The 23,813-nt window shown below is 40.6% G+C and carries 23 protein-coding genes; 5 read left to right on the top strand and 18 right to left on the bottom strand.

The features are described 5' to 3' along the window. Positions 1-8: 8 nt before the first annotated feature. The 11 genes from Q0X72_RS05930 to Q0X72_RS05880 all read right to left on the bottom strand — a co-directional run bounded on the left by Q0X72_RS05930 (position 9) and on the right by Q0X72_RS05880 (position 11,852). Positions 9-824 carry a universal stress protein gene (locus tag Q0X72_RS05930; RefSeq protein WP_297762824.1) on the bottom strand — a complete coding sequence of 272 codons (816 nt, stop codon included), beginning with the start codon at positions 822-824 and terminating at the stop codon, positions 9-11. 11 nt (positions 825-835) lie between these two features. Continuing rightward, positions 836-2,416 carry a SulP family inorganic anion transporter gene (locus tag Q0X72_RS05925; protein WP_297762821.1) on the bottom strand — a complete coding sequence of 527 codons (1,581 nt, stop codon included), beginning with the start codon at positions 2,414-2,416 and terminating at the stop codon, positions 836-838. A gap of 70 nt (positions 2,417-2,486) precedes the next feature. Beyond that, positions 2,487-2,783, bottom strand: coding sequence for a hypothetical protein (locus tag Q0X72_RS05920; RefSeq protein ID WP_297762818.1), 297 nt, complete (start codon positions 2,781-2,783; stop codon positions 2,487-2,489). 61 nt (positions 2,784-2,844) lie between these two features. Continuing rightward, positions 2,845-3,603 carry a tetratricopeptide repeat protein gene (locus Q0X72_RS05915; RefSeq protein WP_297762815.1) on the bottom strand — a complete coding sequence of 253 codons (759 nt, stop codon included), beginning with the start codon at positions 3,601-3,603 and terminating at the stop codon, positions 2,845-2,847. A 2-nt stretch (positions 3,604-3,605) separates the two neighbouring features. Beyond that, positions 3,606-5,387, bottom strand: a complete 1,782-nt coding sequence (locus Q0X72_RS05910) for a BatD family protein (protein ID WP_297762813.1) — start codon at positions 5,385-5,387, stop codon at positions 3,606-3,608. 2 nt (positions 5,388-5,389) lie between these two features. Continuing rightward, a complete protein-coding gene (locus Q0X72_RS05905) occupies positions 5,390-6,217 on the bottom strand; it encodes a tetratricopeptide repeat protein (protein WP_297762811.1) in 828 nt (275 codons plus the stop codon). Beyond that, the gene (locus Q0X72_RS05900) at positions 6,198-7,244 is read right to left on the bottom strand and encodes a VWA domain-containing protein (protein ID WP_297762809.1); all 1,047 of its coding nucleotides are present in this window, start codon (positions 7,242-7,244) and stop codon (positions 6,198-6,200) included. The genes Q0X72_RS05905 and Q0X72_RS05900 overlap by 20 nt, the downstream gene beginning before the upstream one ends. Positions 7,245-7,247: 3 nt before the next feature. Further along, positions 7,248-8,246: a VWA domain-containing protein gene (locus tag Q0X72_RS05895; protein ID WP_297762806.1), complete on the bottom strand. Its 999-nt coding sequence runs from the start codon at positions 8,244-8,246 to the stop codon at positions 7,248-7,250. After that, entirely contained in the window at positions 8,247-9,875 is a 1,629-nt protein-coding gene (locus Q0X72_RS05890) for a BatD family protein (protein ID WP_297762803.1), read from the bottom strand. A gap of 38 nt (positions 9,876-9,913) precedes the next feature. Further along, positions 9,914-10,780, bottom strand: a complete 867-nt coding sequence (locus Q0X72_RS05885) for a DUF58 domain-containing protein (RefSeq protein ID WP_297762800.1) — start codon at positions 10,778-10,780, stop codon at positions 9,914-9,916. 64 nt (positions 10,781-10,844) lie between these two features. Beyond that, positions 10,845-11,852: an AAA family ATPase gene (locus Q0X72_RS05880; RefSeq protein WP_297762797.1), complete on the bottom strand. Its 1,008-nt coding sequence runs from the start codon at positions 11,850-11,852 to the stop codon at positions 10,845-10,847. A gap of 156 nt (positions 11,853-12,008) precedes the next feature. Between Q0X72_RS05880 and Q0X72_RS05875 the strand changes: the two genes are divergently transcribed. Genes Q0X72_RS05875 through Q0X72_RS05865 form a run of 3 tightly spaced genes read left to right on the top strand, consistent with a single transcriptional unit; the run spans position 12,009 to position 14,794 of the window. Then, positions 12,009-12,884, top strand: a complete 876-nt coding sequence (locus tag Q0X72_RS05875; protein WP_297762794.1) for an aldo/keto reductase — start codon at positions 12,009-12,011, stop codon at positions 12,882-12,884. A 21-nt stretch (positions 12,885-12,905) separates the two neighbouring features. Beyond that, positions 12,906-13,661 (top strand): SDR family NAD(P)-dependent oxidoreductase, encoded by a 756-nt coding sequence (locus Q0X72_RS05870; protein WP_297762791.1) that lies wholly within the window; start codon positions 12,906-12,908, stop codon positions 13,659-13,661. Then, a complete protein-coding gene (locus Q0X72_RS05865; protein ID WP_297762788.1) occupies positions 13,658-14,794 on the top strand; it encodes an ATP-binding protein in 1,137 nt (378 codons plus the stop codon). The genes Q0X72_RS05870 and Q0X72_RS05865 overlap by 4 nt, the downstream gene beginning before the upstream one ends. On the opposite strand, the gene Q0X72_RS05860 is transcribed toward Q0X72_RS05865, so the two are convergent. Both Q0X72_RS05860 and Q0X72_RS05855 read right to left on the bottom strand, forming a co-directional pair. Next, positions 14,791-16,731 carry an amylosucrase gene (locus Q0X72_RS05860; RefSeq protein ID WP_297762787.1) on the bottom strand — a complete coding sequence of 647 codons (1,941 nt, stop codon included), beginning with the start codon at positions 16,729-16,731 and terminating at the stop codon, positions 14,791-14,793. The genes Q0X72_RS05865 and Q0X72_RS05860 overlap by 4 nt on opposite strands. Beyond that, positions 16,728-17,684 (bottom strand): carbohydrate kinase, encoded by a 957-nt coding sequence (locus Q0X72_RS05855; protein ID WP_297762785.1) that lies wholly within the window; start codon positions 17,682-17,684, stop codon positions 16,728-16,730. The genes Q0X72_RS05860 and Q0X72_RS05855 overlap by 4 nt, the downstream gene beginning before the upstream one ends. Positions 17,685-17,840: 156 nt before the next feature. On the opposite strand from Q0X72_RS05855, the gene Q0X72_RS05850 reads away from it, so the two are divergent. Further along, on the top strand, positions 17,841-18,566 hold the full coding sequence (locus Q0X72_RS05850; RefSeq protein WP_297762784.1) for a metallophosphoesterase: 726 nt from the start codon (positions 17,841-17,843) through the stop codon (positions 18,564-18,566). A gap of 67 nt (positions 18,567-18,633) precedes the next feature. Further along, entirely contained in the window at positions 18,634-19,623 is a 990-nt protein-coding gene (locus Q0X72_RS05845; RefSeq protein WP_297762781.1) for an acyl-ACP desaturase, read from the top strand. 28 nt (positions 19,624-19,651) lie between these two features. Here Q0X72_RS05845 and Q0X72_RS05840 read toward each other — a convergent pair whose 3' ends face one another. The 5 genes from Q0X72_RS05840 to Q0X72_RS05820 form a co-directional block, all read right to left on the bottom strand. Next, complete coding sequence (locus Q0X72_RS05840) at positions 19,652-20,176, bottom strand: hypothetical protein (protein WP_297762778.1); 525 nt, start codon at positions 20,174-20,176, stop codon at positions 19,652-19,654. A gap of 306 nt (positions 20,177-20,482) precedes the next feature. Next, positions 20,483-22,036: an aldehyde dehydrogenase family protein gene (locus tag Q0X72_RS05835; RefSeq protein WP_297762776.1), complete on the bottom strand. Its 1,554-nt coding sequence runs from the start codon at positions 22,034-22,036 to the stop codon at positions 20,483-20,485. Positions 22,037-22,135: 99 nt separating this feature from the next. Beyond that, positions 22,136-22,498 carry a DUF1304 domain-containing protein gene (locus tag Q0X72_RS05830; protein ID WP_297762775.1) on the bottom strand — a complete coding sequence of 121 codons (363 nt, stop codon included), beginning with the start codon at positions 22,496-22,498 and terminating at the stop codon, positions 22,136-22,138. Positions 22,499-22,514: 16 nt separating this feature from the next. Then, complete coding sequence (locus Q0X72_RS05825; RefSeq protein WP_297762772.1) at positions 22,515-23,057, bottom strand: 3-hydroxyanthranilate 3,4-dioxygenase; 543 nt, start codon at positions 23,055-23,057, stop codon at positions 22,515-22,517. A gap of 80 nt (positions 23,058-23,137) precedes the next feature. Further along, positions 23,138-23,614, bottom strand: a complete 477-nt coding sequence (locus Q0X72_RS05820) for a CAP domain-containing protein (RefSeq protein ID WP_297762769.1) — start codon at positions 23,612-23,614, stop codon at positions 23,138-23,140. Between the last annotated feature and the right edge of the window lie 199 nt (positions 23,615-23,813).

Below are 23,813 nucleotides of genomic sequence, written 5' to 3'. Positions count from 1 at the left end.
CTATATTTTTATTTGCCCGAGATCAAAAGGGGGGTATTGAACTTGCCAATGACACTATTGGTATCCAACCTAATTAATTTCTTCGCTTTATCCGAATCTTTCTGCTCCCTATCGATCAATAATAGACTGATTTTATTTTTTGATAGGTAGTTAGCTAGGTTCTTGATTGTGCCATCATTCTGTTCAAATACATATTCTATTGTTTCGTCGTCCATAACTTTTGATACTTCCTTTACCGCAGTAGAATTTTTAATAATCTTGAACGATTTCAAGGGTTTTTGAATATGTTCCATCAAATCTTCGGCAAAAGCCAAATTTAAGAATGGTTTCGAACTATTAAGTAATCCGAGAGAAATTTCTTTGTTCGGCAATAATACATCATTATCTGTAGTTATTAGAACTACCCCGTCATGGGCATTTAAGACAAACTCTGTAATACTATCACCGATCAATTTTAAGAGTTTGGATTTTCGTTTCCCCAGTACGATAATATCGGGTTGCCGTTTTTTGATATAAGCACCAATTTCATTTTTTAAATTACCGAACGCAAACGAATATGCTATATTCATCCCGAAATCCTTTTCAACAGGGGTAATCAAATTTTGAATTTTCTTATCTATTGTTTTATGCTTTGAATTAATTGTACGCATTGCGGATAATTGATTTTCGCTGGCTACAATATCTGAAGGCTTTGTAACATGGAATACTTCTATCTCAGCATTGATCATTTTAGCAAGGCCTACGGCGCTTTTTAACATTGTACTTGAAGATTTGTGCAAATCTGAAAGTACTAGTATTCTATACGTATTTCTATTAGGTTTCATAATTTATCTAATTAAGCTGATTTTGGTCTTAGTTTAAAGAATTCGATAAAACTCAACGGATTTTCAACGGTACCCAGCTCTGAAATCAACTTTATATCTATATTTCTTTCTTTGGCTTTGTATGCAAAATCGTCAAGAATTTCAATGATATCATTGTCCAGATACCTTGTTTTTCTTACATCCAATTCCAAGTACGTATCTCTAGGTAAACTGTCTAACTCCTTTAAAATGGCACCTTTGTTAAAAAATGTTACTTCTTCGGCAAGTGTCATTTTAATTCTATGTTTGCCGTTGCTTTTATCCTCTATATGCAGGAAATGAGAGTTTTGATAGCTCTTAATTAAGATGACTATAATACCAACACCTAATCCAAGACCAATTCCAACAAGGAGATCTGTAAAAATGATCCCTCCAACCGTTACCGTAAAAGGAACAAATTGCTTCCATCCAAGATCGTACATTTTCTTAAAGAGTGCCGGCTTTGCCAGTTTATAGCCAACGATAAATAAAATTGCGGCCAGGACAGACAAAGGAATCATATTTAACAATCTAGGGATAAGGATAACAGAGATCAGTAAAAAGAACCCATGGATAATGGCAGACATCTTAGACTTCCCTCCAGATTGGATGTTAGCAGAACTACGAACAATAACCTGCGTAATTGGTAAACCGCCAATTAATCCGGAAATGATATTACCGGTACCTTGAGCCAACAATTCTCGATTAGTTGGTGTCACTCTTCTTTCAGGATCTAGTTTATCTGTTGCCTCTACACACAACAGCGTTTCCAAACTTGCCACCAATGCTATGGTAAAGGCAGTGATCCAGATCTCAGGACGGGTAATGACACTAAAATTTGGAAAGCTGAATTGATTCATAAACGAAGCAGCATCATCCGGAATGGGGACGCTCACAAGTTGTTCACCAGAAATTGACAAAAATTCATTGTCCTTAAAAAGAACAAAAAATAAAATGCCTATGACAACAGCAACCAATGGACCCTGAATCAATTGAAATATCTTGGACTTTTTAGTTAAGACCTTATCCCAAAGGATCAGTATTCCCAGTCCAAGTGCTGCGACGATGGTTGCGCCAGGACTAATAAAGTTTAGGGAATTGAAAATTTCGGAAAAGGTATTTTCACCATCGACCTGAAAAAAGGCAAAATCTCCTTCCGGGTCTGCGTCATACCCAAAAAAGTGGGGAATCTGCTTCAGGATAATGATGATACCAATGCCCGTAAGCATACCTTTAATAACAGAAGATGGGAAGTAATATCCTATTATCCCTGCTTTTAATACACCAAAAAGCAATTGAATAGCACCACCGAGAACAACGGCCACTAAGAAATTTTGATACCCGCCTAAGGCGCCAATGGCTGTTAGTACAATGGCGGCCAGTCCTGCTGCAGGGCCACTTACCCCAATTTGTGAGCCACTTAAGGACCCAACGACAATACCACCTACAATGCCTGCAATTAAGCCGGAAAATAGTGGGGCTCCACTGGCAAGGGCTATGCCCAGGCAAAGCGGAAGGGCTACGAAGAATACAACGATACTTGCTGGTAAATCTTTTTTTAAAGTTTTAAACATAATAACAAAGTGTTTGTTTCCTGAACCAAAGGCTCAAGGTTGTTTATTAATAAGATAAAAAGATGAAACACTATTGAGCAACCTCAGGAGGAGGAAGCTGTATCTCTGTAGAGTAAGACAAATAAAGTAAACTTTGTTCCCAGTTAGTTTGGGATAAACTACTTAAAAAGAAAACTGATTGATGTCTGGGAAGATTTGAAAGGATGATCTCTTCACTAAGATCCTTTTTTGCCTGTTCCTGAGGCTCTTCTTCATTCATATTGATCGATATAAAAGGCGTAGTAACATCTAATAGCTGGAGCACTGGCGGAGCCAAAATTCCTGTTAACCAGATAGACGTTAAGATGACAAATATAAAAGACTTCATAAATTAAGAAATAATAAGACCAAAAATATAAGGAAAATCAATAAAATATGTTAAGGATAAATTAAAAATCTTTCAACACTCTAAGATCAGTTGCAGGGATCCACCCATTTTTACCATCCGCCAGTCGAATCTTATTCCAATCGTTTAATTCTTCTTCTACAAAAACCTTGCTGCCTTCATGTAGGTCAAAAATTGTATTGCTCCTGTTGTTGGGTTCTTCCTTCACTGCAGTTTCAGAGGCGAAAATGATAGCGGGCTGAGTTTGTGTAAAATCCCGGTACTGTATAACGCCAAACAAAATGCTGATGGCCGTTGCAAATAGACATATCATACTTGCAATAAATGCCATTCTCTTCTTATCAGCAAATTGAAAAAAGTAGAAGGCCAGGTATAACAGAACAAACAAAAACATAAAGACAACAGCAGTATAGGCCCATTGATCAAAGGTGAGGATGTTCTTTACACTCGAAACCATTCTTGAAATGGATGTCTGTGGCAAAGGCTCTATGGCATCGATAGTCATATTTTGTGCATAGGCCAAGTTGCTCAATATTTCAGCATCATTGGGATCGAGCAGCAATGCTTTTTCGTAATAATAAATGCTGGGACCTATTTTATTTGCCTTGTAATAAGAATTTCCCAGATTGAAATACACTTCGGCAGAATGCTGGCCCGACTTCAGGATCTCATGGTAGTTGTCAATGGCTTCTAAATAGCTGCCTTCATTATAGGCTTTGGTGGCACTATCGAATAATACTTCGTTTTGTGCTAACCCTATAGAAAAGGAGAATATGAATAATAATAAAATCCACTTTTTCATCACTACAATTGTTTATCCATAGCTGAAATAACCTCACTTGCCTTCTTGTAATCTTGTTGCATTTGAACTTCGGAAAATGGGCTGTATCTTGCCATCTCACAATTTTTTAATAGGGCAATAAAGCCTTCAGCGGTATCAGGGTCTACCTCTTTTTGAGCGAGTAATAAGGCAATTTTCTCCTTGGCAAACTCGGAGGTCTCAATCTTTAGTTTTGCTTTCAGATAATTATGCAAGGCCTTTTCCAGGGCGATGTAAAACGCATCTTTTTCTCCCAGAGCCTTTTTAGCCGTGAAGAGGTATTTTCGAGCTAATCTATTGGCCTTTTTTATTCTGTTTCCAACTTCATCGCTGGCAATAGCTTCTCTTTTCTTACCAAAGACAATGGCTAATGGAATAAGAAGAAGTGGACTGATAAGGAAAAGATAAAATTTTAACGAACCAAAAAAGACTCTATCCCTAATAGGCTGCAAATTGGGGGTCAATTTTATAAAATTGAACTGAGACCCCGTACTTTGAATTACACGTTTGTTATTTTGACCAACGGCAATACTTCCTGAAGAGGTTTCTAACGGCCCCTCCATTACATCTATCATGATCTCTTCAGAGGAGATGGATTTATAGCCCTGGCTTTCAGGATCAAAATAGCTAAAGCCGATAGGAGGAATGGGATATTTACCTTTAAAGGAGGGCACTACCGTATATTGATTACTTACTTTGCCCTGCATACCCGAAAGGGTAGTTCTCACATTTTCATTGAATTCAGGTTCGTATACTTCCAGGGATCCCGGCATTTCCAATACTGGTAACTGAAAAAGCTTTAGATTTCCCTCTCCTTCTACCTGAACGATCGCCTGTAACGATTCCGAAGCCTTAAGACTCTTTTTACTGGTGGTTACCTTAAACTTGAATTTTCCAACAGCACCACCAAAATTGCTCGGTTGCCCTTCAGTTGGCAGCGGTGTAACACGAATAGTTCGCTGCCCGGCGGAAACGGTCTTATTGGTTTGTGCATATATGGGCCCACCAAAGAAATCTCGCCTGTTTGTTGGCACCTCCAGGGTTACATCGAGCGATAAGGGTTCAATTTCCAGTGAGCCACTTTTCTGAGGATATAATACAACACGTTTTAGAATAACATAGCGGTATGATTTTCCATTATAGGTGCCATTTTTAACGTTGTAAGAGGTAACCGGGATATCCTGACTCCAGAAATTATTATAGGTAGGATTGTCCAAGGGACGGAAATTGGAAACATTAATAGTCGGACTAACATAGAGTTTGTAAACAACACTGATGGCTTCATTTAAATACGGTGTTGCCTTAGAAACTTCTGCAACCAAATGAAGACTTTCATCAGCAATATCATCTGCGGTCATTTGATCACTGGGCTTGTCTACTGCAGCAGTTACTTCTACTTTCTTGGGAAGCGACTTATAGGTTTTACCATTAATAATAATAGATGCTTGTTTAATAGTGAAGTTGCCTCGTTCTGTAGGTGCCAGAATATAGAAATAGGTTTTAGAGTAACTTCGTACACCATTTACCCATGAAGAACTGATATTTTGAGAAGGACCCATCAGGACACGAAAACCTTCAAAATCTGGGGGCGTAAAGTTATCCCCATCTTTGTTCATAGTAAATTCTACCCGGAGTCGTTCATTGATTCCCAGTCTATCCTTACTTAGATTAACCTCAAATTCCACAGCCTCCTCATCCTGGGAATAAGAAAGGGTTGAACCCAGAATCAGGAATAGCATACCAAACAAATATGTAAGTCTATGCATCACTACCAATCTTTAGCGTTTTTACTTTTAGGACCTTTTACTTTTTTCTCGTTCATCTTTTCCTGCACCTTGTTTTCTTCATTCTGCATGGCCTCGAGCAGGTTTTTTACTTGTTGGGGTGAAAGCTGATTTTTTCTGGGTTGTTTTTCCTCATCCGGTTTTTCACCTTGTTTAGGTTGCTCCTTCTTCTCTTCGCCATCACCATCTTTATTGTCATCTTTCTCCTGTTCGCCTTCGTCTTTCTCCTTATTATCTTGTTCCTGATCTTGTTTGTCTTCTTTCTTCTCCTCTTGATCTTCTTTTTCCTCCTTCGGATCTTTTTTGTCTTCATCGCCCTCCTTATCCTGGTCTTTCTCTTTTTTGGCTAATGCTTTCGCGAGTGCCAGGTTATATCTGGTTTCTTCATCCGTTGGGTCATTTCTAAGAGCTTCTTTATATGCTTCCACGGCTTTGTCGTACTCTTCATTCTTCATAAAGACATTACCCATATTATGAAAAGCCTTGTGTTTTTCAGGCTTTTCGGAGGCTAATTCCCCCACCTGTTTAAATCTTCCAAAGGCTTCTTCTAAACTTTCTTTCTTATAATAGGCCGTTCCTAAATTATAGGGGGCCACCACATTTTCATCACTTTTGGAAATGGCCCTGCGGTAGTCTGCTTCAGCCTTTATAAATTCATTCTCCGAAAGTTCTTTATTGGCTTCCCAGGTAAGATCTACCGAGGCTTTTAATGCTTTCTCCTTCTCCTTAATAACTTCTTCCTGCGCATGTACAAAGGCAGTCAAAAGCAATAAGAATAGAAATGTATATCCCTTATTCATGATCTTTCTCATTAAATAGGTTTAATTTCTTTAACCACTTTGTTTTTCGGTCCAATAAAAAGATGTCTAAAAATAGGAAGAATAAACCTGCACCCAAAAACCATTGAAATTGGTCCTTGTAATCTGCAAATTGTTTAGCTTCAAATTCCATTTTATCCATTTGGTTCAGAGCATCCTTAATTTTTTCTACCGCTTCATCGGTATTAGATCCGTCAATATATTCCCCATTTCCTTTTTCCGCAATTTCTGTGAGCATTTCTATATTGAGCTTTGTAATTACTACCTCGCCCTGGCTATCTTTCTTGAGTTCTTGGGTAATACCATTTCTCTTGATAGGAATGGGAGCTCCTTTTTCTTTTCCAACACCAATAGTGAATATTCGTATCCCTTGCTCTACCGCCAGGTCTACAGCATCAATGGTGAGTCCTTCCGAATGATCTTCCCCGTCAGACACAATAAATAATACCTTATTGGTCTGGTCCTCATCATCGTAGTAGGTAGTTGCCAATTTAATGGCCTCATCAATGGCAGTCCCCAAGGACGATAACAGATCCGTATTCAGGTACTGTAAGAACATCTTTGCTACGCCGTAATCTGTAGTTATTGGTAATTGTGGGGTTGCCTGTCCTGCATACGCAATGATACCAATCCGATCACTCGCCAGTTGATTGATGATCTCTGAAACCAGGCGTTTTGACTTTTCCAATCTATTGGGCGCAATATCTTCTGCCAGCATACTTTTGGAAACATCGATCGCAAAAACAATATCGACCCCCTCCCGTTTAACGGTCTCCAATTTGGTACCGATCTTAGGATTGGCTAATCCAAGGATCAATCCGGAGAGCCCCAGGAGTAGAAACAACAATTTTAATACTCCTTTAAAACTAGACCTACTGGGAGTAAGGCGCTTTAAAAGTACTGGCTCGGCAAACCTACGCTGCGTCCTTTTCTTCCAGTATAACAGACCTACGTACAGCAACACCATGACCGGAAAGATCAGGAATAAATAAAAATATGTCGATTCGTCTATTTGTATCATAACTTAAATAAAACTCCTAAACAGTGTATTTCTAAAAAGCCATTCAGAAAGCAGTAGTACTCCGGCGAGAAGTACCCACGGCCTAAATTTCTCTTCGTTATTATAGTACTTAAATTCTTCTACCTCTGTTTTTTCCAATTTATTGATCTCATCATAGATAGCTTCCAACTTTTGATTGTTGGTTGCCCTAAAATATTTGCCCCCGGTGACCTTGGCAATTTCCTGTAGCAGGGGTTCATCTATTTCAACCTGCCGCATTCCGTATCGGAATGATCCATCTGCGTTATAGGCGATAGGAGAAAGCGCATTTCCATTGGTTCCCAGGCCTATAGTATAGGTCTTTATCCCAAATTCAACCGCCAGATTGGCTGCTGTTTGTGGTTCAATAAATCCAGAATTGTTTACACCATCTGTTAGAAGGATAATGACCTTAGATGTTGCCTTGCTATCCTTTAATCTGTTCACCGAAGTGGCCAGTCCCATTCCTATGGCCGTTCCATCTGCCAGTTGTCCATATGTGATCTCACGAAGGGCATTTAAGACAATACCTTTATCACTGGTGATCGGGGTTTTAGTATAGCTTTCTCCTGCATAGGCAACCAACCCGATGCGGTCGCTAGGCCGTTCTCTAATAAAATTGGAAGCTACCTCCTTTAAGGCTGCCAACCGATTTGGGCGCAGATCTCGTGCCAGCATACTAGATGATACATCAATGGCCATCACAATATCGATCCCTTTTGTAGTCTTTGTCCTGGTAGATACTTCACGGGTTTGTGGCCTTGCCATTGCTGTAATTACAGCGGCAATTGCCAGTAAGCGTAACATAAACAAAAGAGGCCTTAGTTTAGGAAGAAGATTGTTCTTCGGGAAACCCTGCACACTAGATATTTTCAAAGTAGCAGTTTGTTCCTTTCGTTTAAAAAAATACCAAAGCAAGGCCAAAGGAAGTCCTAAGAACAACCAAAAGAATTGTGGATTTGCGAATTGGATATTTTCAAACATCTACACTTGTGTTTTAACGTCTATGGAGTTTATAATTCTATTGATGATCTCTTCCGCATAGGAATCCCCGTCTTCCCAGGAGAGCACTATTTGTTGTTGAAATCCCTTTCCTCCGAATAATATAATTGCATACTTTCCTTTTACTCTTTCACCCGATCCACTTGCCTGGAAAGTACCACTTCCGTAAACCTTAAGTCCGGGTACCCCGGAGGCAGAACTAAATTCTTCTTGTTTGGTAATGATATTTCTGGCGCCTTTGTCTGCAAAATCTTTTAAGACCTCATCTATACTTTTTTGATAATCGGGATCTGTAGGTTCTGTCAATGTAGTAGAGGTGGTGCCCACTCCCAGCATATTGTTCGGATTGTAATAAGAGAACACCTGGGTGTTTTGGATCTTATCTTTTTCCTCCGGCGGGATCACAACTTCTTGCCTAATCAATACTTCGGGGGCAGATAAGTCAATTGGCGGATAGCCATAGGAACTGGAAACCCATTCACCTTCCAGCAATCGTTTCGACGGATTGCGAACCACAGTATCGCGAACATTCTCATAACCGTAATAAAACATAGACACTCCCAGGGCAAGGACCAGTATGGCTGCTGCTGAAACACCGGCAAGTACCCATCGTTTTCTCTTTTTTCTTAAAAGTAATGCCTCCTGATAAGCGGCCTCTTGCATCAATTCTTCTTCAGTAGGTTCCGGAATGGCCTCTTTGGTCTTGATCACGATCTGTTCAATCGCCTTTCTGTCTTGTTCGGCCTTGGATGATTCCGGTTTAGAACGTGCAAATTTTACAAGATCTGCGGTTTCCAGTATTTTTTTGAATTGGTCAATGGTATCTGCTTCAATCCTCAGTGTTCCGGCATCCTTCATCAATTCCAATTTGGAAATAAGCTGACTGGTAGTACTCTCAAGTGCTGAGATATGCACATCCTCTTCCAGGTAAGATCGTACAATATCTGTTAGTTCAGAATAGTACTTTTTGTATTCATCCTGAATGATATAGCGAGAATTTTCTAGCCGTTTTAGTTCCAAAAGAGCCCTGTCATAAGGAGGCAGAAGGGCCTCTTTCTCGTCTTCACTCAATCTTTTTTTTCTAAAAAAGAACCAATAAACCAGCCCCGCAAGTATTAAAACACCAAGAATGATCCACAGAAAGAACTGAATGTCTGCACTATTTTTTTCTACCGGGATCAGTGGTTTAATATCATATATCTCTTTGGTAATTGTATCCACTTCCACTGAGGTTACCTGTACTATTAAAGAATCTGTAAAATATCCTTTTCCATCTATCTCAATTCGTTGTATGGGGAGTGTAAAAGTGCCAGAATCGAACTGAGTTAGCGCATAGATCTTCTGCAGGGTCATTCGATCTGGCTGCTTCTTGGTGGTATCTGTTTTAAAGGCTTCTACAGTTTCTAGAGGTGAAAAGGTTTGACCCTCAGGAAATATCACTTGTGCCGTAGTGTCTGCTTCTACGGTTACCTGAAATTGAATTTGTTCTCCGATCTTTATGGAAGTAGTGTCTACCGAAGTGCTTACCCTGGGCTCAGTTTGGGCTTTAATCGCAAGAGTAAAAAACATAATAAGAACTGCAAGCCCGCGACCAATTAGCCGGACCTCCATACATTTCGAATATGACTTAAAACTGTTCATTTTTAATGCTAGCCTCGTTGCTTGAAATATCCTAGTAATTTTTTTACATAACTTTCATCTACCCGGCAATCCAAAATACCTGCACCCGATTTGGTAAATGTATTCTTGAAATAACTCACCCTGTCCCTGTAATAGGCATGATAAGCATTTCTTACTTTCTTAGACTGAGTATTCACTACATGTACATCTCCCGTCTCGGCATCTTCCAACTGCACCATTCCAAGGTTAATGATGTTCTCTTCATTTGGGTCATACACTCTAATTCCTGTTACATCGTGCTTATTACCTACGATCTTCATGGTGCGCTCGTATTCGTCCATCATAAAATCTGAAAGGATAAAGACGATTGCCTTCTTTTTCATCACATTAGAGAGATATTTCAAGGCTTCCGTTAGATCGGTCTTTTTACTATGCGGTTTAAACTCTAGTAATTCCCGAATGATCCTCAAAACGTGACTTTTTCCTTTTTTTGGGGGGATAAACAACTCAACTTCATCTGAGAACAGTATCATACCTACTTTATCATTGTTCTGCAGGGCTGAGAAAGCCAATGTTGCCGATATTTCCGTGATAACTGCTTTTTTGAACTGGTTTACCGTTCCAAATAACTCTGATCCACTAATATCTACCATGAGCATTAAGGTAAGCTCTCGCTCTTCCTCAAATACTTTTACGTAAGGTTCATTGTAACGGGCCGTGACATTCCAGTCAATAGACCGTACGTCATCACCAAATTGATACTGCCGAACTTCACTAAAGGTCATGCCGCGTCCTTTGAAGGTTGAATGATATTCTCCTCCAAAAATGTGGTCGGATAACCGACGGGTTTTGATCTCTATTTTGCGAACCTTCTTGAGTAGTTCTTTTGTATCCATGGGTTCAAGTTTTAGCAGCTTGGTTCAAATGTGAATAGTTGAACGATTTTCAAACATTGAACTTTTAGGGTACTTCAATTTCGTTTACGATACGGTTGATGATCTCTTCCGAGGTGACGCTTTCGGCTTCAGCCTCATAGGTTATCCCAACCCTGTGTCGCAATACATCGTGAATGACCGCTCTAACATCTTCTGGCACCACATAGCCTCTTCTTTTTATAAAGGCATAACACTTGGCGGCAATCGCTAACGCTAAATTGATACTTCCTCTTGGAGATGCCCCAAAGCTGATAAGGGGTTTAAGATCTTCCAGGTTGTATTTTTCAGGATAGCGGGTGGCAAAGACCAGGTCTAGAATATACTTTTCTATCTTTTCATCCATATAGACCTCTCTAACTGCCTTTTGGGCACTCAGGATCTGTTTTAGCGTAATGACCGGCTTTACCGCCTCTATTGCACCCTTTAAATTCTGGCGAATGATCATTCGTTCCTCATTCATCTTTGGGTAGTCTATCACCGTTTTTAACATAAATCGGTCTATCTGAGCTTCTGGCAAAGGATAGGTACCCTCCTGTTCAATAGGGTTTTGCGTGGCCATTACCAAAAAGGGGGCATCTAGAGCAAAGGTCTCATCTCCAATGGTTACCTGCCTTTCCTGCATGGCCTCCAGCAGTGCTGACTGTACCTTGGCAGGGGCACGATTGATCTCATCGGCCAACACAAAATTGGCGAAAATGGGACCTTTTTTGATGGAAAAATCACTTACCTTCATGTTGTAGATAAGGGTCCCTACAACATCTGCAGGCAAGAGGTCTGGAGTAAATTGGATACGGCTAAAACTTCCCTTAACTGCTTTAGCAAGGGTGTTGATCGCCAATGTTTTTGCAAGTCCGGGAACTCCTTCCAACAGAATATGGCCCTGGCCAAGAAGGCCTATCAGTAATCGTTCTGTCATATGCTTTTGACCTACGATCACCTTATTCATCTCCATCATCAGCAGATCTATAAAGGCACTTTCCTGAGCAATTTTCTCGTTTACTGCACTTATATCTATTGTAGTATTTTCTTCCATAATTGTCTTTTAATAATTGTCTGTCAATCTATTAGATCAAAGGCTATGCAAATTGAAAATTTATTCATTCAATGCCTGTTAATGATTGGTTAAAAATTTTTGGGAGGCCCAAGTTTTATGATGTATTTAAGGGATTTTTAGTAATTTCACTAGCCTATGAAAACTCCTTTAAAGTATTCAAGAATTATTGCGGGAACGATGACCTGGGGAAGCTGGGGAAAGCAGCTTTCCAAAAATGAGATGATCTCTTTGATGAATCATTGTCTGGAACATGGCATCACAAGCTTTGATCATGCGGATATTTACGGTGCATATGGTAATGAAGAGGAATTTGGGAAGGCGTTCTCTGAAAGCAAGATTGGCAGGGATAAAATTGAATTGATCAGCAAATGTGGTATTCAATATGTTTGTGAGACCAGAGATAATGTCACCAAGCACTACAACTATACAACAGACTATATCATTTGGTCTGCAGAACGTTCGCTGGAAAAATTACATACCGAATATCTGGATCTGTTTTTGTTGCACAGGCCAAGTCCGCTGATGGATCCTGAGCCAATAGCCAAGGCGGTAGAACATCTGATGAGCAGCGGCAAGATACGTTCATTCGGAGTTTCTAATTTTACGCCTTCTCAGATCGCAATGATTGAAAATGCCATACCGGTCAGTGCCAACCAGGTAGAATGTTCGCTTACTTCAGAAGGTGTGATGTATGACGGCACTTTAGATGATTGTATTACAAAGAAAAGAGTAGCCATGGCCTGGTCTCCCCTCGGGTCTTATTTTAGAGAAAATAATGAAAGAACCAAAAGGATCAAAGAAGTAATGATCCCATTCAAGGAAAAATATAAGGCAAGTGAAGACCAACTGATCTTAGCCTGGCTAATGAAGCACCCTGCACATATTTATCCTGTTGTTGGGACAACCAATATGGACAGACTGGCCGATGGGATTAAGGCTTCTAAAATCAATATGGAACTGGAAGACTGGTTTACACTCTTAACGGCCTCACAAGGGCATAAAGTTCCCTAATAGATTATAATTTTGATAGCTATGAATAAAACAGCATTTATTACTGGGGCAACCAGCGGAATTGGCAAGGCCACAGCAAAATTATTTGCTTACCATGGCATAGCTCTTGTACTATGTGGAAGACGGCAGGCAAATCTCGATGCCCTGGCGAAAAAACTCAGTGCTCACACCAAAGTGTATACCCTGAATTTTGATGTTAGAGACAAGGAGGCAGTGGAAACAGCCATAAAATCGCTCCCTGAGGATTTTGCCTCTATAGACATTTTAGTCAACAATGCCGGTAATGCCCATGGCCTTGATCCCATTCAAACCGGAGATCTCTCCGATTGGGATGCTATGATCGATATCAATGTAAAGGGCTTGCTCTATGTATCAAGGGCCATACTACCCGTGATGGTAGCCAATAGATCCGGGCATATTATCAATATAGGTTCTACGGCGGGGAAAGAGGTCTATCCCAATGGAAATGTCTACTGCGCCAGTAAATATGCAGTAGATGCTATAAATCAGGGCATGCGAATAGATCTGAATGAATATGGAATACGCGTAGGTGCTGTAAATCCGGGATTGGTAGAGACCGAGTTTAGTGAGGTGCGTTTTAAGGGTGATGAGCTGCGTGCCGCAAAGGTGTATCAGGGATACAAACCACTACTACCTGAAGACATAGCAGATATTATTTATTTTGTGGTTACAAGACCCTACCATGTGAACATTGCCGATCTGGTGGTAATGCCCACGGCACAGGCAAGTAGCACAATTGTGAAGAAGCAAGTATGATCAACAAACGCCTCCTGGTAAAAAACCTTTTGGCTCACAACGATGAGAATAGTTTTTATGATAAAAAACGATTCATTGATATTGGCCAGAAGGAAGGAAAGGGAAAATTCTTAAAGCACGTCTGCGCTCTGGCGAACAGCAATCCTATAAACAATTCGTATATCGCCATTGGAGTAGAAGATGAGGATAACAAGATCGTAGGGGTCGATTTTTTTGATGACAGTAAGATACAGAACCTTGTCAATGCCTATTTAGACAATCCACCTTTAATAGCGTACGAAAATATTCCGTTTCCCCATCTTCCGGAAGGGAGAGTGGTGGGATTGGTGACTATCAGATCTAATGGAAAAGTCTGTTCCCTTCGAAAGAATATTTGGAAATACTATGGAGGAGCCGTCTTCTTCAGAGAAGGGAGCATCAGTATGCCCAAAGCCTTCGATATCCAATTAAAAGACCTTAATTCGGGTACTGTGGCTACCATAGAAAAACATGCACGTAACAATATTGAACTTACGCTAGATGGAGTGATCGATTTTCTCAATTACCGTCACAAAGACTTAAGCAGCGATTACAAGGTCTTTAAGGAGCAATTTGTGATCTGCTGGGCAGGGAATAAGAAAAAGGTAAAAGACAAAATCTATTACTCGAGGGTAGATATAGAATTAATCAATGAGCAGGTTAAACTCTTTTACTCAACACTCGATGAGATCACCATTGGTTTTACGGAGAATTCATTTACTATCACGGAATATGTGCAACTGGGCCTGGGAAAAGAACAACGGTACTTTCCTTTGGAAAAAGTGAGCATAGCATTTCAAAATAATGGCACCTACCAGATAACAGGAGAACTAATCTTTGAACCTCCGCAATACGATCGTAAGACCTTGCATCATATCTACAATGCCAATAATGCACTGATACAAAAAATTCATAAGAACAGGGATCTTACCAAGGCAGAGGTAACAGATCTAAAACAAGCACCTGCCACCTATCTCATTTGCTATTTAAATGGCTTTGAAGAAGCAAAGGAGCAAATGGAGATTCTAAAAGGTCTAATTAAATCAAGGGAAGAAACAGTGTACAGCAACTTAAAAGAATCCCTTAGAATCTTACGGAAAGTCCGCTATAGTTAAGGTTTGGCAAGCCAAAGGAGCTGATAGGGTTGTACTTCCACAAGGCCGCTGCTTAAGGTCCTTTTTTTATTGGTAAGTAGATCGTGAAGCACTCCATCTTTTAGATACCCTAAAGATAAGAGTACAAAAGCGTCTAATATCTGCGGATGTTCGTCAAAATTAGCAAGGATCAATACCCCTTCTTTCTTTTTCCCAACTCGTTCATAAAGAAATAGATGCGGGTTATGGGCATCGTGCAAGACCACATTATTGGAATCCGAAAACAATTTTATTTTCTTTCGCAAGGAGATCATATGTTTAAGGCCATTGAATATAATGGAGGCCGGAAAGTCATCATCCTTCAATTGTGCAACAGTTTTCCAATCGTGTGAAGGTCTGTTCACCCATCGGCTGTCATACTTTTTGTGCTCATCGTTCAGATAGGAATAATCATTCAAGGTACCAAGTTCATCACCTGCGTAAATCAATGGGATCCCACCAAAAGATAAGATGATCCCGTGAAGCATCAGGATCTTTTGAATGGCTTGTTCAATAGCTTCCCGATGCTGTATTTGCATCGCTTTTTCCAGACCTAATAAAGAGGCACAACTTCCGGTAATACGACCATCGCCTGTAGCTGGATTATGCATAAATCTATATCCTATAGCCGGACTCCAATCTAATCCCTGGCAATAATAATCCAGCAAAAACATTCGGTGAAGCCACGGATTCCATCCAAGTTCCGAGATATACTGATCCTCTAATCCAAGGCCAATATCATCATGACAACGTACATAATTGATCCAGGTTGTTTCCTCAGGTTTCTCCGGACTGTTTTTAAGGGTCTTGTTAAGCAGCAAGGTTTTTTTGGTCGCTATGGAATTCCATAGTAGCGCCATAAGAGAGGCATTATAAGCCACTTCGCACTCATTACCTTTACTGTTTCCTTCTCCAAAATACTTGATGATTTCTTTGGGAGACACAATGGCTTCTGCCAGGAAGATAACACTTGGGGTAATAGTTTGTAGGCACATGCGGAATAAAGTAATAAGCATATGGGCCTCCGGCAGGTTCTGTGAATTTGTTCCAATTTTTTTCCAAAGAAATGCAAGGGCATCAAAACGCACCACATCAACTCCACTGTTCACCATGGCAACCAGGTTAGATAACATCTCCAGGAATACCTTCGGATTCGCATAGTTGAGATCCCACTGATACGAGTTAAAAACCGTCATGACCCACCGAGATATTTCTTTCCTGTAGGTAAAGTTTCCGGGCGAAGTAGCCGGGAATACTTCAGGTAAGGACGCTTCAAAAGCATCGGGTATTGTCCTGTCCGGAAACATATAATAATAGCCCTGATATTTTGCACTCCCTTTTAAGGCCTTTTTGGCCCAGGGATATTCATCCGAGGTATGATTTACAACAAAATCGAGCATCAGATAAATGCCGTTCTCTCTTAATTTTGAAGTGAGTGCCAGCAGATCTTTCTTAGAACCAAATCGATGGTCAACAGCGGTATAACTGTTAACAGCATATCCGCCATCATTTTCCCCTTTTGGCCGGGTTGTGATGGGCATTAGGTGAAGAAGATTTATCCCTAATTCTTTGAAATAGGGGATTTTTTCTTCTATCCCTTTCAAATTCTTGTTGAACAGGTCTACGTACAACTGCATTCCAACCATTTTCTCGGACTGATACCAGTTTCCCTTCTTGAGTAAGTGAAGGTCATGGATCTTTAATTCGTCCGATCTTGTTTGAAACAGTGAGGGAAGTAATTCCTGAAGTTCTTCAAAATAACGGCTGTGTTTGGGATCGCTATAAAGGGTGTAAAACAATTCCTTAATCAGCGGAAGGTTTGCAGAAACCCGAAGATCAAAAAGTTTTTGAGGGCTAACCTTTTGTAGATCTTTCAGATCTTTTGAGGCCAGCTTCCTGTGAAGCGCTGTTTGATTCATCTCGATGCGTACAATTGACGTTCATCTGGCAGAGATTCAATAGCGCCATAGCCCGTTGTTGTTATTGCTCCGGCCTTATTCGCATTCACAACCATGTCCATAAGTCTGGTGTTATTTTCTAAAATATGATTATAAGAGGGTAGCGTGCTGATCTGTTGTAACAGACATCCAATAAATGCATCACCTGCTCCGGTGGTATCAACAGGAGTTACAGGAATTGTTGGAATGGTCTGTTGGGTGTTTTTAGTGCTTACAAAGGTGCCTTCAGAACCCAGGGTAACGGCAATGATCTGGGCTCCTATGTTATGAAGAACTTCACATGCCTCGGTAAGAGAACTTTTTTTTGATATCATTTGAGCCTCTTCAAGACTAAATTTACACAAATGAGATTTCTCTATATAGGTCATGCTTTTTTTGATAAAAGTAGCTTCCTTGTCTTTCCATAGATCTGCGCGAAAGTTTGGATCGAAACTAATAAAGGCATTTTCGGTAATCGCGTCGAACAGGTAATGCCCATATGCTTTTTCCAAAGGTCCGCCCAAGAGGGCAGTAGCGGCACCTAAATGAACCATTTGATCTTTAATAACAACTTTTACTGAAGGGTCATACGTTAATTCCCTGTCGGCACCTCGTGAAAAAACAAAATCGCGTTCCCCATTTTCAGCCAAAGAAACAAAAGCCAGTGTGGTGAAGGTCTGTGATCTTTGCACAAGAGAAAGATCTACGTCGAACGTATCTAATGTATTTAGTAAAAAGGTCCCGAAAGGATCGTTTCCAACACAACCAATAAAAGCGCTTTTACCTCCTAATTTCGAAATGGCACAGGCCACATTTGCCGGAGCACCCCCTGCCTTCTTTGTAAAAAGAGTGGCCTTTGAAAGATCGGCCCCCTGCTTTTCGGCGACAAAATCTATTAATAACTCACCAATACAATAAATACGTTTAGATGGCATAGGATGGCCTTAGAGGTTTAGGAGTTACAAAATACTGTAAAAATAAAGTGCAATATAAACCATGTCTTTAAGAATTTATAGGAATAGGATGAGAACTGCTTTATTTTTTAAGCACACTCATAGTGAGTTCCTGCGATAAATTGCGATTTTTGTGCCATGAGAACATTGGTAATTGGAGACATTCATGCAGGTGTAAAAGCCTTGCAACAGGTATTGGAAAAAGCAGATATACAGCAGAGCGATCTGCTAATTTTTTTAGGAGATTATGTAGATGGGTGGAGTGAGGCAGTTGAGACGGTTACCTTCCTTTTGGAATTACAACAGAAACATAGATGCATCTTTTTAAGAGGTAACCATGATGATCTGTGTTATCACTGGTTAGAGACCGGAGAAGACAATCCACTTTGGTTAATGAATGGGGGTCAGGCAACTATAGATTCTTATGACAGGGCCGGAAATGATATAAAGAAAGCCCACCTGCCATTTTACGAGGGACTTCGAAATTACTATCTGGACAAGGAACAAAGACTCTTTTTGCATGCCGGATTTACCAACCTGAAGGGAGTAGATTTCGAATATTTTTCCAAGACCTTCTATTGGGATCGTACGCTATGGGAATTGGCACTTTCTTTGGATCCCAAACTAACAAAGGAAAGCCTGTATTATCCTAAACGCCTCGCTCATTACAAAGAGATCTATATTGGCCATACTCCTTTAAGCAAAATAGGGAAGACCCAACCGCACCGGGCAGCCAATGTTTGGAACATTGATACGGCAGCGGCTTATAAGGGCCCCTTAACGATCCTCGATGTAGATACAAAAGAATTTTGGCAAAGCGATGCTGTATGTTCTTTTTACCCTGGAGAGCAGGGGAGGAACTAAATTTTGGTAATATTTTAATAGAATTTCCTTTAATTATTATCGTACTTTGTAGAGTAACATGGAAAAAATGAAGAATATTCGACTAGAAGTGATGGATGCCATTGAACCAAAGGTATCCGGGTTTATGGATGATTTCCTAATCCCTGCAGAACAGATTTGGCAACCTTCGGATTTTTTACCCGATTCTCAATCGGACGGCTTCTTTGATCATGTTGAACAAATTAGAGAAGAGGCCAAGGAATTGGGATATGATTTTTGGGTAACCCTGGTGGCCGATACCATTACAGAAGAGGCTTTACCAACCTATGAATCATGGCTTATGGATGTTGAGGGAATCAATCAGCACGCCAAGGAGAACAATGGCTGGTCTAGATGGGTAAGGGCTTGGACAGCAGAAGAGAACAGACATGGGGATGTATTGAATAAATACTTATATCTGTCTGGCAGGGTCAACATGAGACAGGTAGAGATCACTACACAGCATTTGATCACCGATGGATTTGATATTGGGACAGACAGGGATCCGTATAAAAACTTTGTTTATACAACCTTTCAGGAACTGGCCACAAATATTTCTCATAAAAGAGTAGGTCAGATGGCTAAGAAAAAAGGGAACACCCTTTTGGGCAAGATGTGTTCTATCATTGCAGGAGATGAAATGCGTCATCACCTTGCATACCGGGAATTTGTAAAGACAATCCTTAGCCATGATCCTAACGGAATGATCCTGGCCTTCGCAGATATGATGAAGTTCAAAATTATTATGCCGGCACATTTTTTACGAGAATCTGGTGGCACCATAGGAGCGGCCTTTGAGAATTTTTCTAATTGTGCTCAACGACTGGGAGTCTACACGTCTCAGGATTATATTGAGATCTTGCAAAAATTAAATGCGTATTGGGATCTGGGAACACTTAGAGGGTTAAGTGCAGAAGCCGAAAAGGCCAGAGATTATCTGATGAAACTTCCGGATCGATTAATTCGCATCTCCGAGCGCATGAAATTTCCTGAAGATCAATACCGTTTTAGCTGGGTACAAGCCAATGGTGTGATATAAAAAACCCGCTTTTTAAAGCGGGTACTTTCTATAATTTTCCATGTTTATGTTCATCCTGCCATTTGGCAAGGTCTTTCCATTTGCCTTCAGCAGCCATTTTTGCTTGCATAGGCCATGAGGCCGGGTCATGAACTTTATATCGATCGCCGCCGGAATCCAAAACTTCCTGACATTTAGCTACCGATGTTTCTGATAGGGCCTTCCAGGTGTTGATTTCGAAGTTATGGAACAAGCTTCGGATCTTAGGACCTATCCCTTCTACAAGTGAAAGATCATTTAGTTTTACTGCTTTTCCAAGCGCTTTTTTAGCTTCCGCAGCGTTAAACGGATGGGCAGTTAAGTTATTTAAAGAAGAGCCAGCTGCCAGTTTTTGCTCACATTTGGCAAGATCGGCCTTCGCCTTTTCATTTTGCTGCTGTAAGGATTTAATTTCCGAGTTAAAATCAACGGTTGGGTTAGACCCTCTGCCTATAAGGTAACCAAAAAAACCGCAGATAAGCCCAACGGCCAATGGGATGAGCCAGCACCAGATATCCATATATTCTAGATCCATAAGAGATGTATTTTATTTACTTATTCTATTGTTTGTTAGACCACAACCATAAAAAGGAAGATCTGTTCTTCCTGCATATACCAAGCTTCTTAGACTACGCACACTGACCGCAGTACATAACAAAAAAAAAGGTGCCTGCAAGTAGTGTAATGATAAATCCCAGGATGTTGGTCGTTCTTTTAGACATGGCAGCAATGATTAGATGTATTTTCCTACAAGATATTAAAAATTCAAATAACAATTACAGAGGTGTTCGAGAACTTCTCCGTAACAATTATCATTTCTAAAGATACTCAAAAAAGAACATTACAAATCAAATTTTATTCCCTGGGCCAATGGTAATTCTGTGGTGTAATTAATGGTATTGGTTTGCCTTCTCATATACACTTTCCAGGCATCAGACCCGGATTCACGACCCCCGCCGGTCTCCTTTTCACCTCCAAAAGCCCCACCTATTTCAGCTCCCGAAGTTCCAATATTCACATTGGCAATACCACAGTCGCTACCGGAGGCTGCTAAAAACAGTTCTGCTTCTCTCAAATTACTGGTCATGATGGCTGATGATAATCCTTGTACCACCCCGTTTTGAATAGCTATAGCATCCTCAACGTCTCCCGAATAGGACATCAGGTACAGAATAGGAGCAAAAGTTTCGTGTTGTACAATCTTAAACGAATTTTTGGCCTCAGCAATCGCAGGTTTTACATAACAACCACTTTCATAACCCTCACCCTGAAGAACACCACCTTCCACCAGAAGCGAGCCACCTTGTGCCACTACTTCTTGAAGTGCATTTTGGTAGGCAGCAACTGCGTCTTTATCAATTAAGGGCCCAACATGATTAGACTCATCCAGGGGATTCCCAATACGCAATTGAGTATAGGCATCAACTAGAGCTTCCTTTACTTGTTGGTAAATAGAGTCGTGGATGATTAGTCTTCTCGTGGATGTACAGCGTTGCCCGGCAGTACCCACAGCGCCAAATACAGCCCCAATGACAGTCATTTTAATATCGGCATTTGGGGTCACAATAATGGCATTGTTCCCGCCTAATTCCAAGAGGGATTTTCCCAATCTACTCCCAACAGCCTGAGCTACAATCTTACCCATGCGGATAGATCCCGTAGCTGAGATCAACGGAATTCGCTGATCATTGGTCATATATTCTCCCACCTTGTAATCTCCATTTATAAGACAAGAAATACCTTCTGGAAGGCCATTCTCCTTAAGCACTTCAGCAATGATATGCTGACAGGCAATTCCGCAAAGAGGGGTTTTTTCTGAAGGTTTCCATACACATACGTCTCCACATACCCAGGCAAGTGCGGTATTCCAGGCCCATACGGCTACCGGGAAGTTAAAGGCAGAAATGATCCCCACCACCCCAAGAGGATGGTATTGCTCGTACATTCTATGTCCTGGTCGTTCAGAGTGCATGGTAAGTCCGTGTAATTGTCGGGATAATCCAACCGCAAAATCACAGATGTCGATCATTTCCTGAACCTCACCCAATCCTTCCTGATACGATTTTCCCATTTCATAGGAAACCAGTTTCCCCAGGGGTTCTTTTAATTCGCGCAAACGCAGGCCAAATTGCCTCACTATCTCTCCTCGCTGTGGAGCCGGTTTTAATCGCCATGTTTTAAAAGCCTCTGTCGCGGCAGCCATTACTTTATCGTAGTCTGCCTTGGAAGTGGTCTTTACACCAGCAATTCTCCCTCCATCTACCGGGGAAAAAGAATCTAAAGTTTCTCCTGAAGAAAAGAAATGGGAACCCGTTGAAGTACCTGCGTTAAGGTCTTTAATATTTAGTTCTTTAAGGGCTTTTTGGATCCCTGAATCAACCGTTACCGTTGTCATTATTGTATGTTTTTATTAAGATTAGAACGTTGTTCGGCAAAGCTACGAATATTTCGAATCCTGCCCTTGTGATTATAACAATTCCGTTGTAAAGAAACCTTATCTGATGTGTAAAAGTACTAATGCAATAAGCGCGGGTAGAGCCTGTACAAAAAAGATCTTTTTAGAGACGGTAAATGCGCCATAAATGCCTGCGATTATCACACAGCTCAGGAAGAATATAGACACATAGAATCGCCAGTGATCATCCTCTATAAAAAAGGTCCAGATCAATCCTGCAGCCAAAAAGCCATTATACAATCCCTGGTTAGCTGCCAGTGCTTTGGTGGGTTCAAAAAGATCTTTAGGAAATCCCTTGAAGACCTTAGGCGCCCTGCTGGTCCATGCAAACATTTCGAGCCAAAGGAAATACAGATGAAGGAATGCGGTTAGGCCAATAAGGATCTTTATTAATAATGCCATAGGGGATGGATTTTAATTAACTTTTTTCTGCAACAAACCTTGGATCTGCTTTCATAACGGTTCCGCAATTGTCGCAGGTTCTTAAAGACTTGGAACCATAAAATTTCTCAAAGTGTTTTAAAAAGTCCTGTTCAATATCTTCAAGAGTAAAATAAACCTCATACAATTTGTGATTACAATTGTCACAAAACCAAAGTAATCCGTCTTTTGCATTGAGGTCGGCTCGCTTTCGTTCAATTACAAGGCCTATAGACCCGTCATGTCTGACAGGAGAATGGGGAACTTTTGCAGGATGCAGATACATATCCCCGGGGCCCAGCTTCATGGTTTTTTTCACTCCTTCCTCTTGCACCAACACCTCTATATTTCCTTCTAGTTGATAAAAAAGTTCCTCAGTTTCATTGTAGTGATAGTCTTTGCGTGCATTTGGGCCCGCTACGATCATCACGATATAATCACCTGCATCTTTGTATAGATTTTTATTTCCTACCGGAGGTTTAAGCAAATCTCGGTTTTCCTTTATCCATTCAGTAAGATTAAAAGGGGGTTGTATGGCCATACTAGAATTTTATATATCAGAAGAATTAACGGTACATTGCCGCTACTCAAAAATAAGAAAAGTAAATGGTATTCTAGCCTCTATTTGAAGAAGAGCTGAGTATAGAAATAGTCCCCATCCGAATTTATTTTCACACTTATGGCCGAGTGGGTAAAGTCAGCTTCCATAGTGCTCTTGTGATTAGGACTCTCCAACCAACCCTGAAAAGCCGCAGCAGCTGTAGTATAGTCCTTGGCTACATTCTCCGCTATTTGTTTGGCATTGGTTTCAGCAGCAATTTTAGAAGCGCGGGAACTGAAATTATCATGACTAATTGTGCCTTTAGAGATCATGTAATCTGTATGGAGGTTAGCATGCTCGTAGGCTAGGGCACTAAATTCTAAAGGAGTGGCACCAAGTGAATTTCTATGGGCATTAACAATATCGAGCAGTTCTTGCTCAACGGCTACAGCATTTACGGCCACAGGAATATCCTCACTATTTATAGATTCTTTGCTACAAGAAACTATCAATAAGATACCTAAAGCCAGGAAAGCTGTATGCAGACTTCTTCTCATATAGTGTTACTCGCAAGTAGGTAGGGAAGAAGTGGGAGTTCTCGTTTACTCCAAATCAAAAGTTCGAAGTCTGTAATAATACTAAAAATGATTTAAGGATACTCTTAAATGAATGATTTATTCGATGAAATGCACCATAGACAGGACCTGCTTATTTGGATTGTTATCTCAGGTTCAGCAAATTGAATTAAGTAATGGG

It is taken from the genome of uncultured Muriicola sp. (genome assembly GCF_947258935.1).
In the GTDB taxonomy this organism is placed as follows: domain Bacteria; phylum Bacteroidota; class Bacteroidia; order Flavobacteriales; family Flavobacteriaceae; genus Muriicola.
Note: the sequence above shows the minus strand (reverse complement) of the source record. Positions and strands in the feature narration are given on the sequence as shown.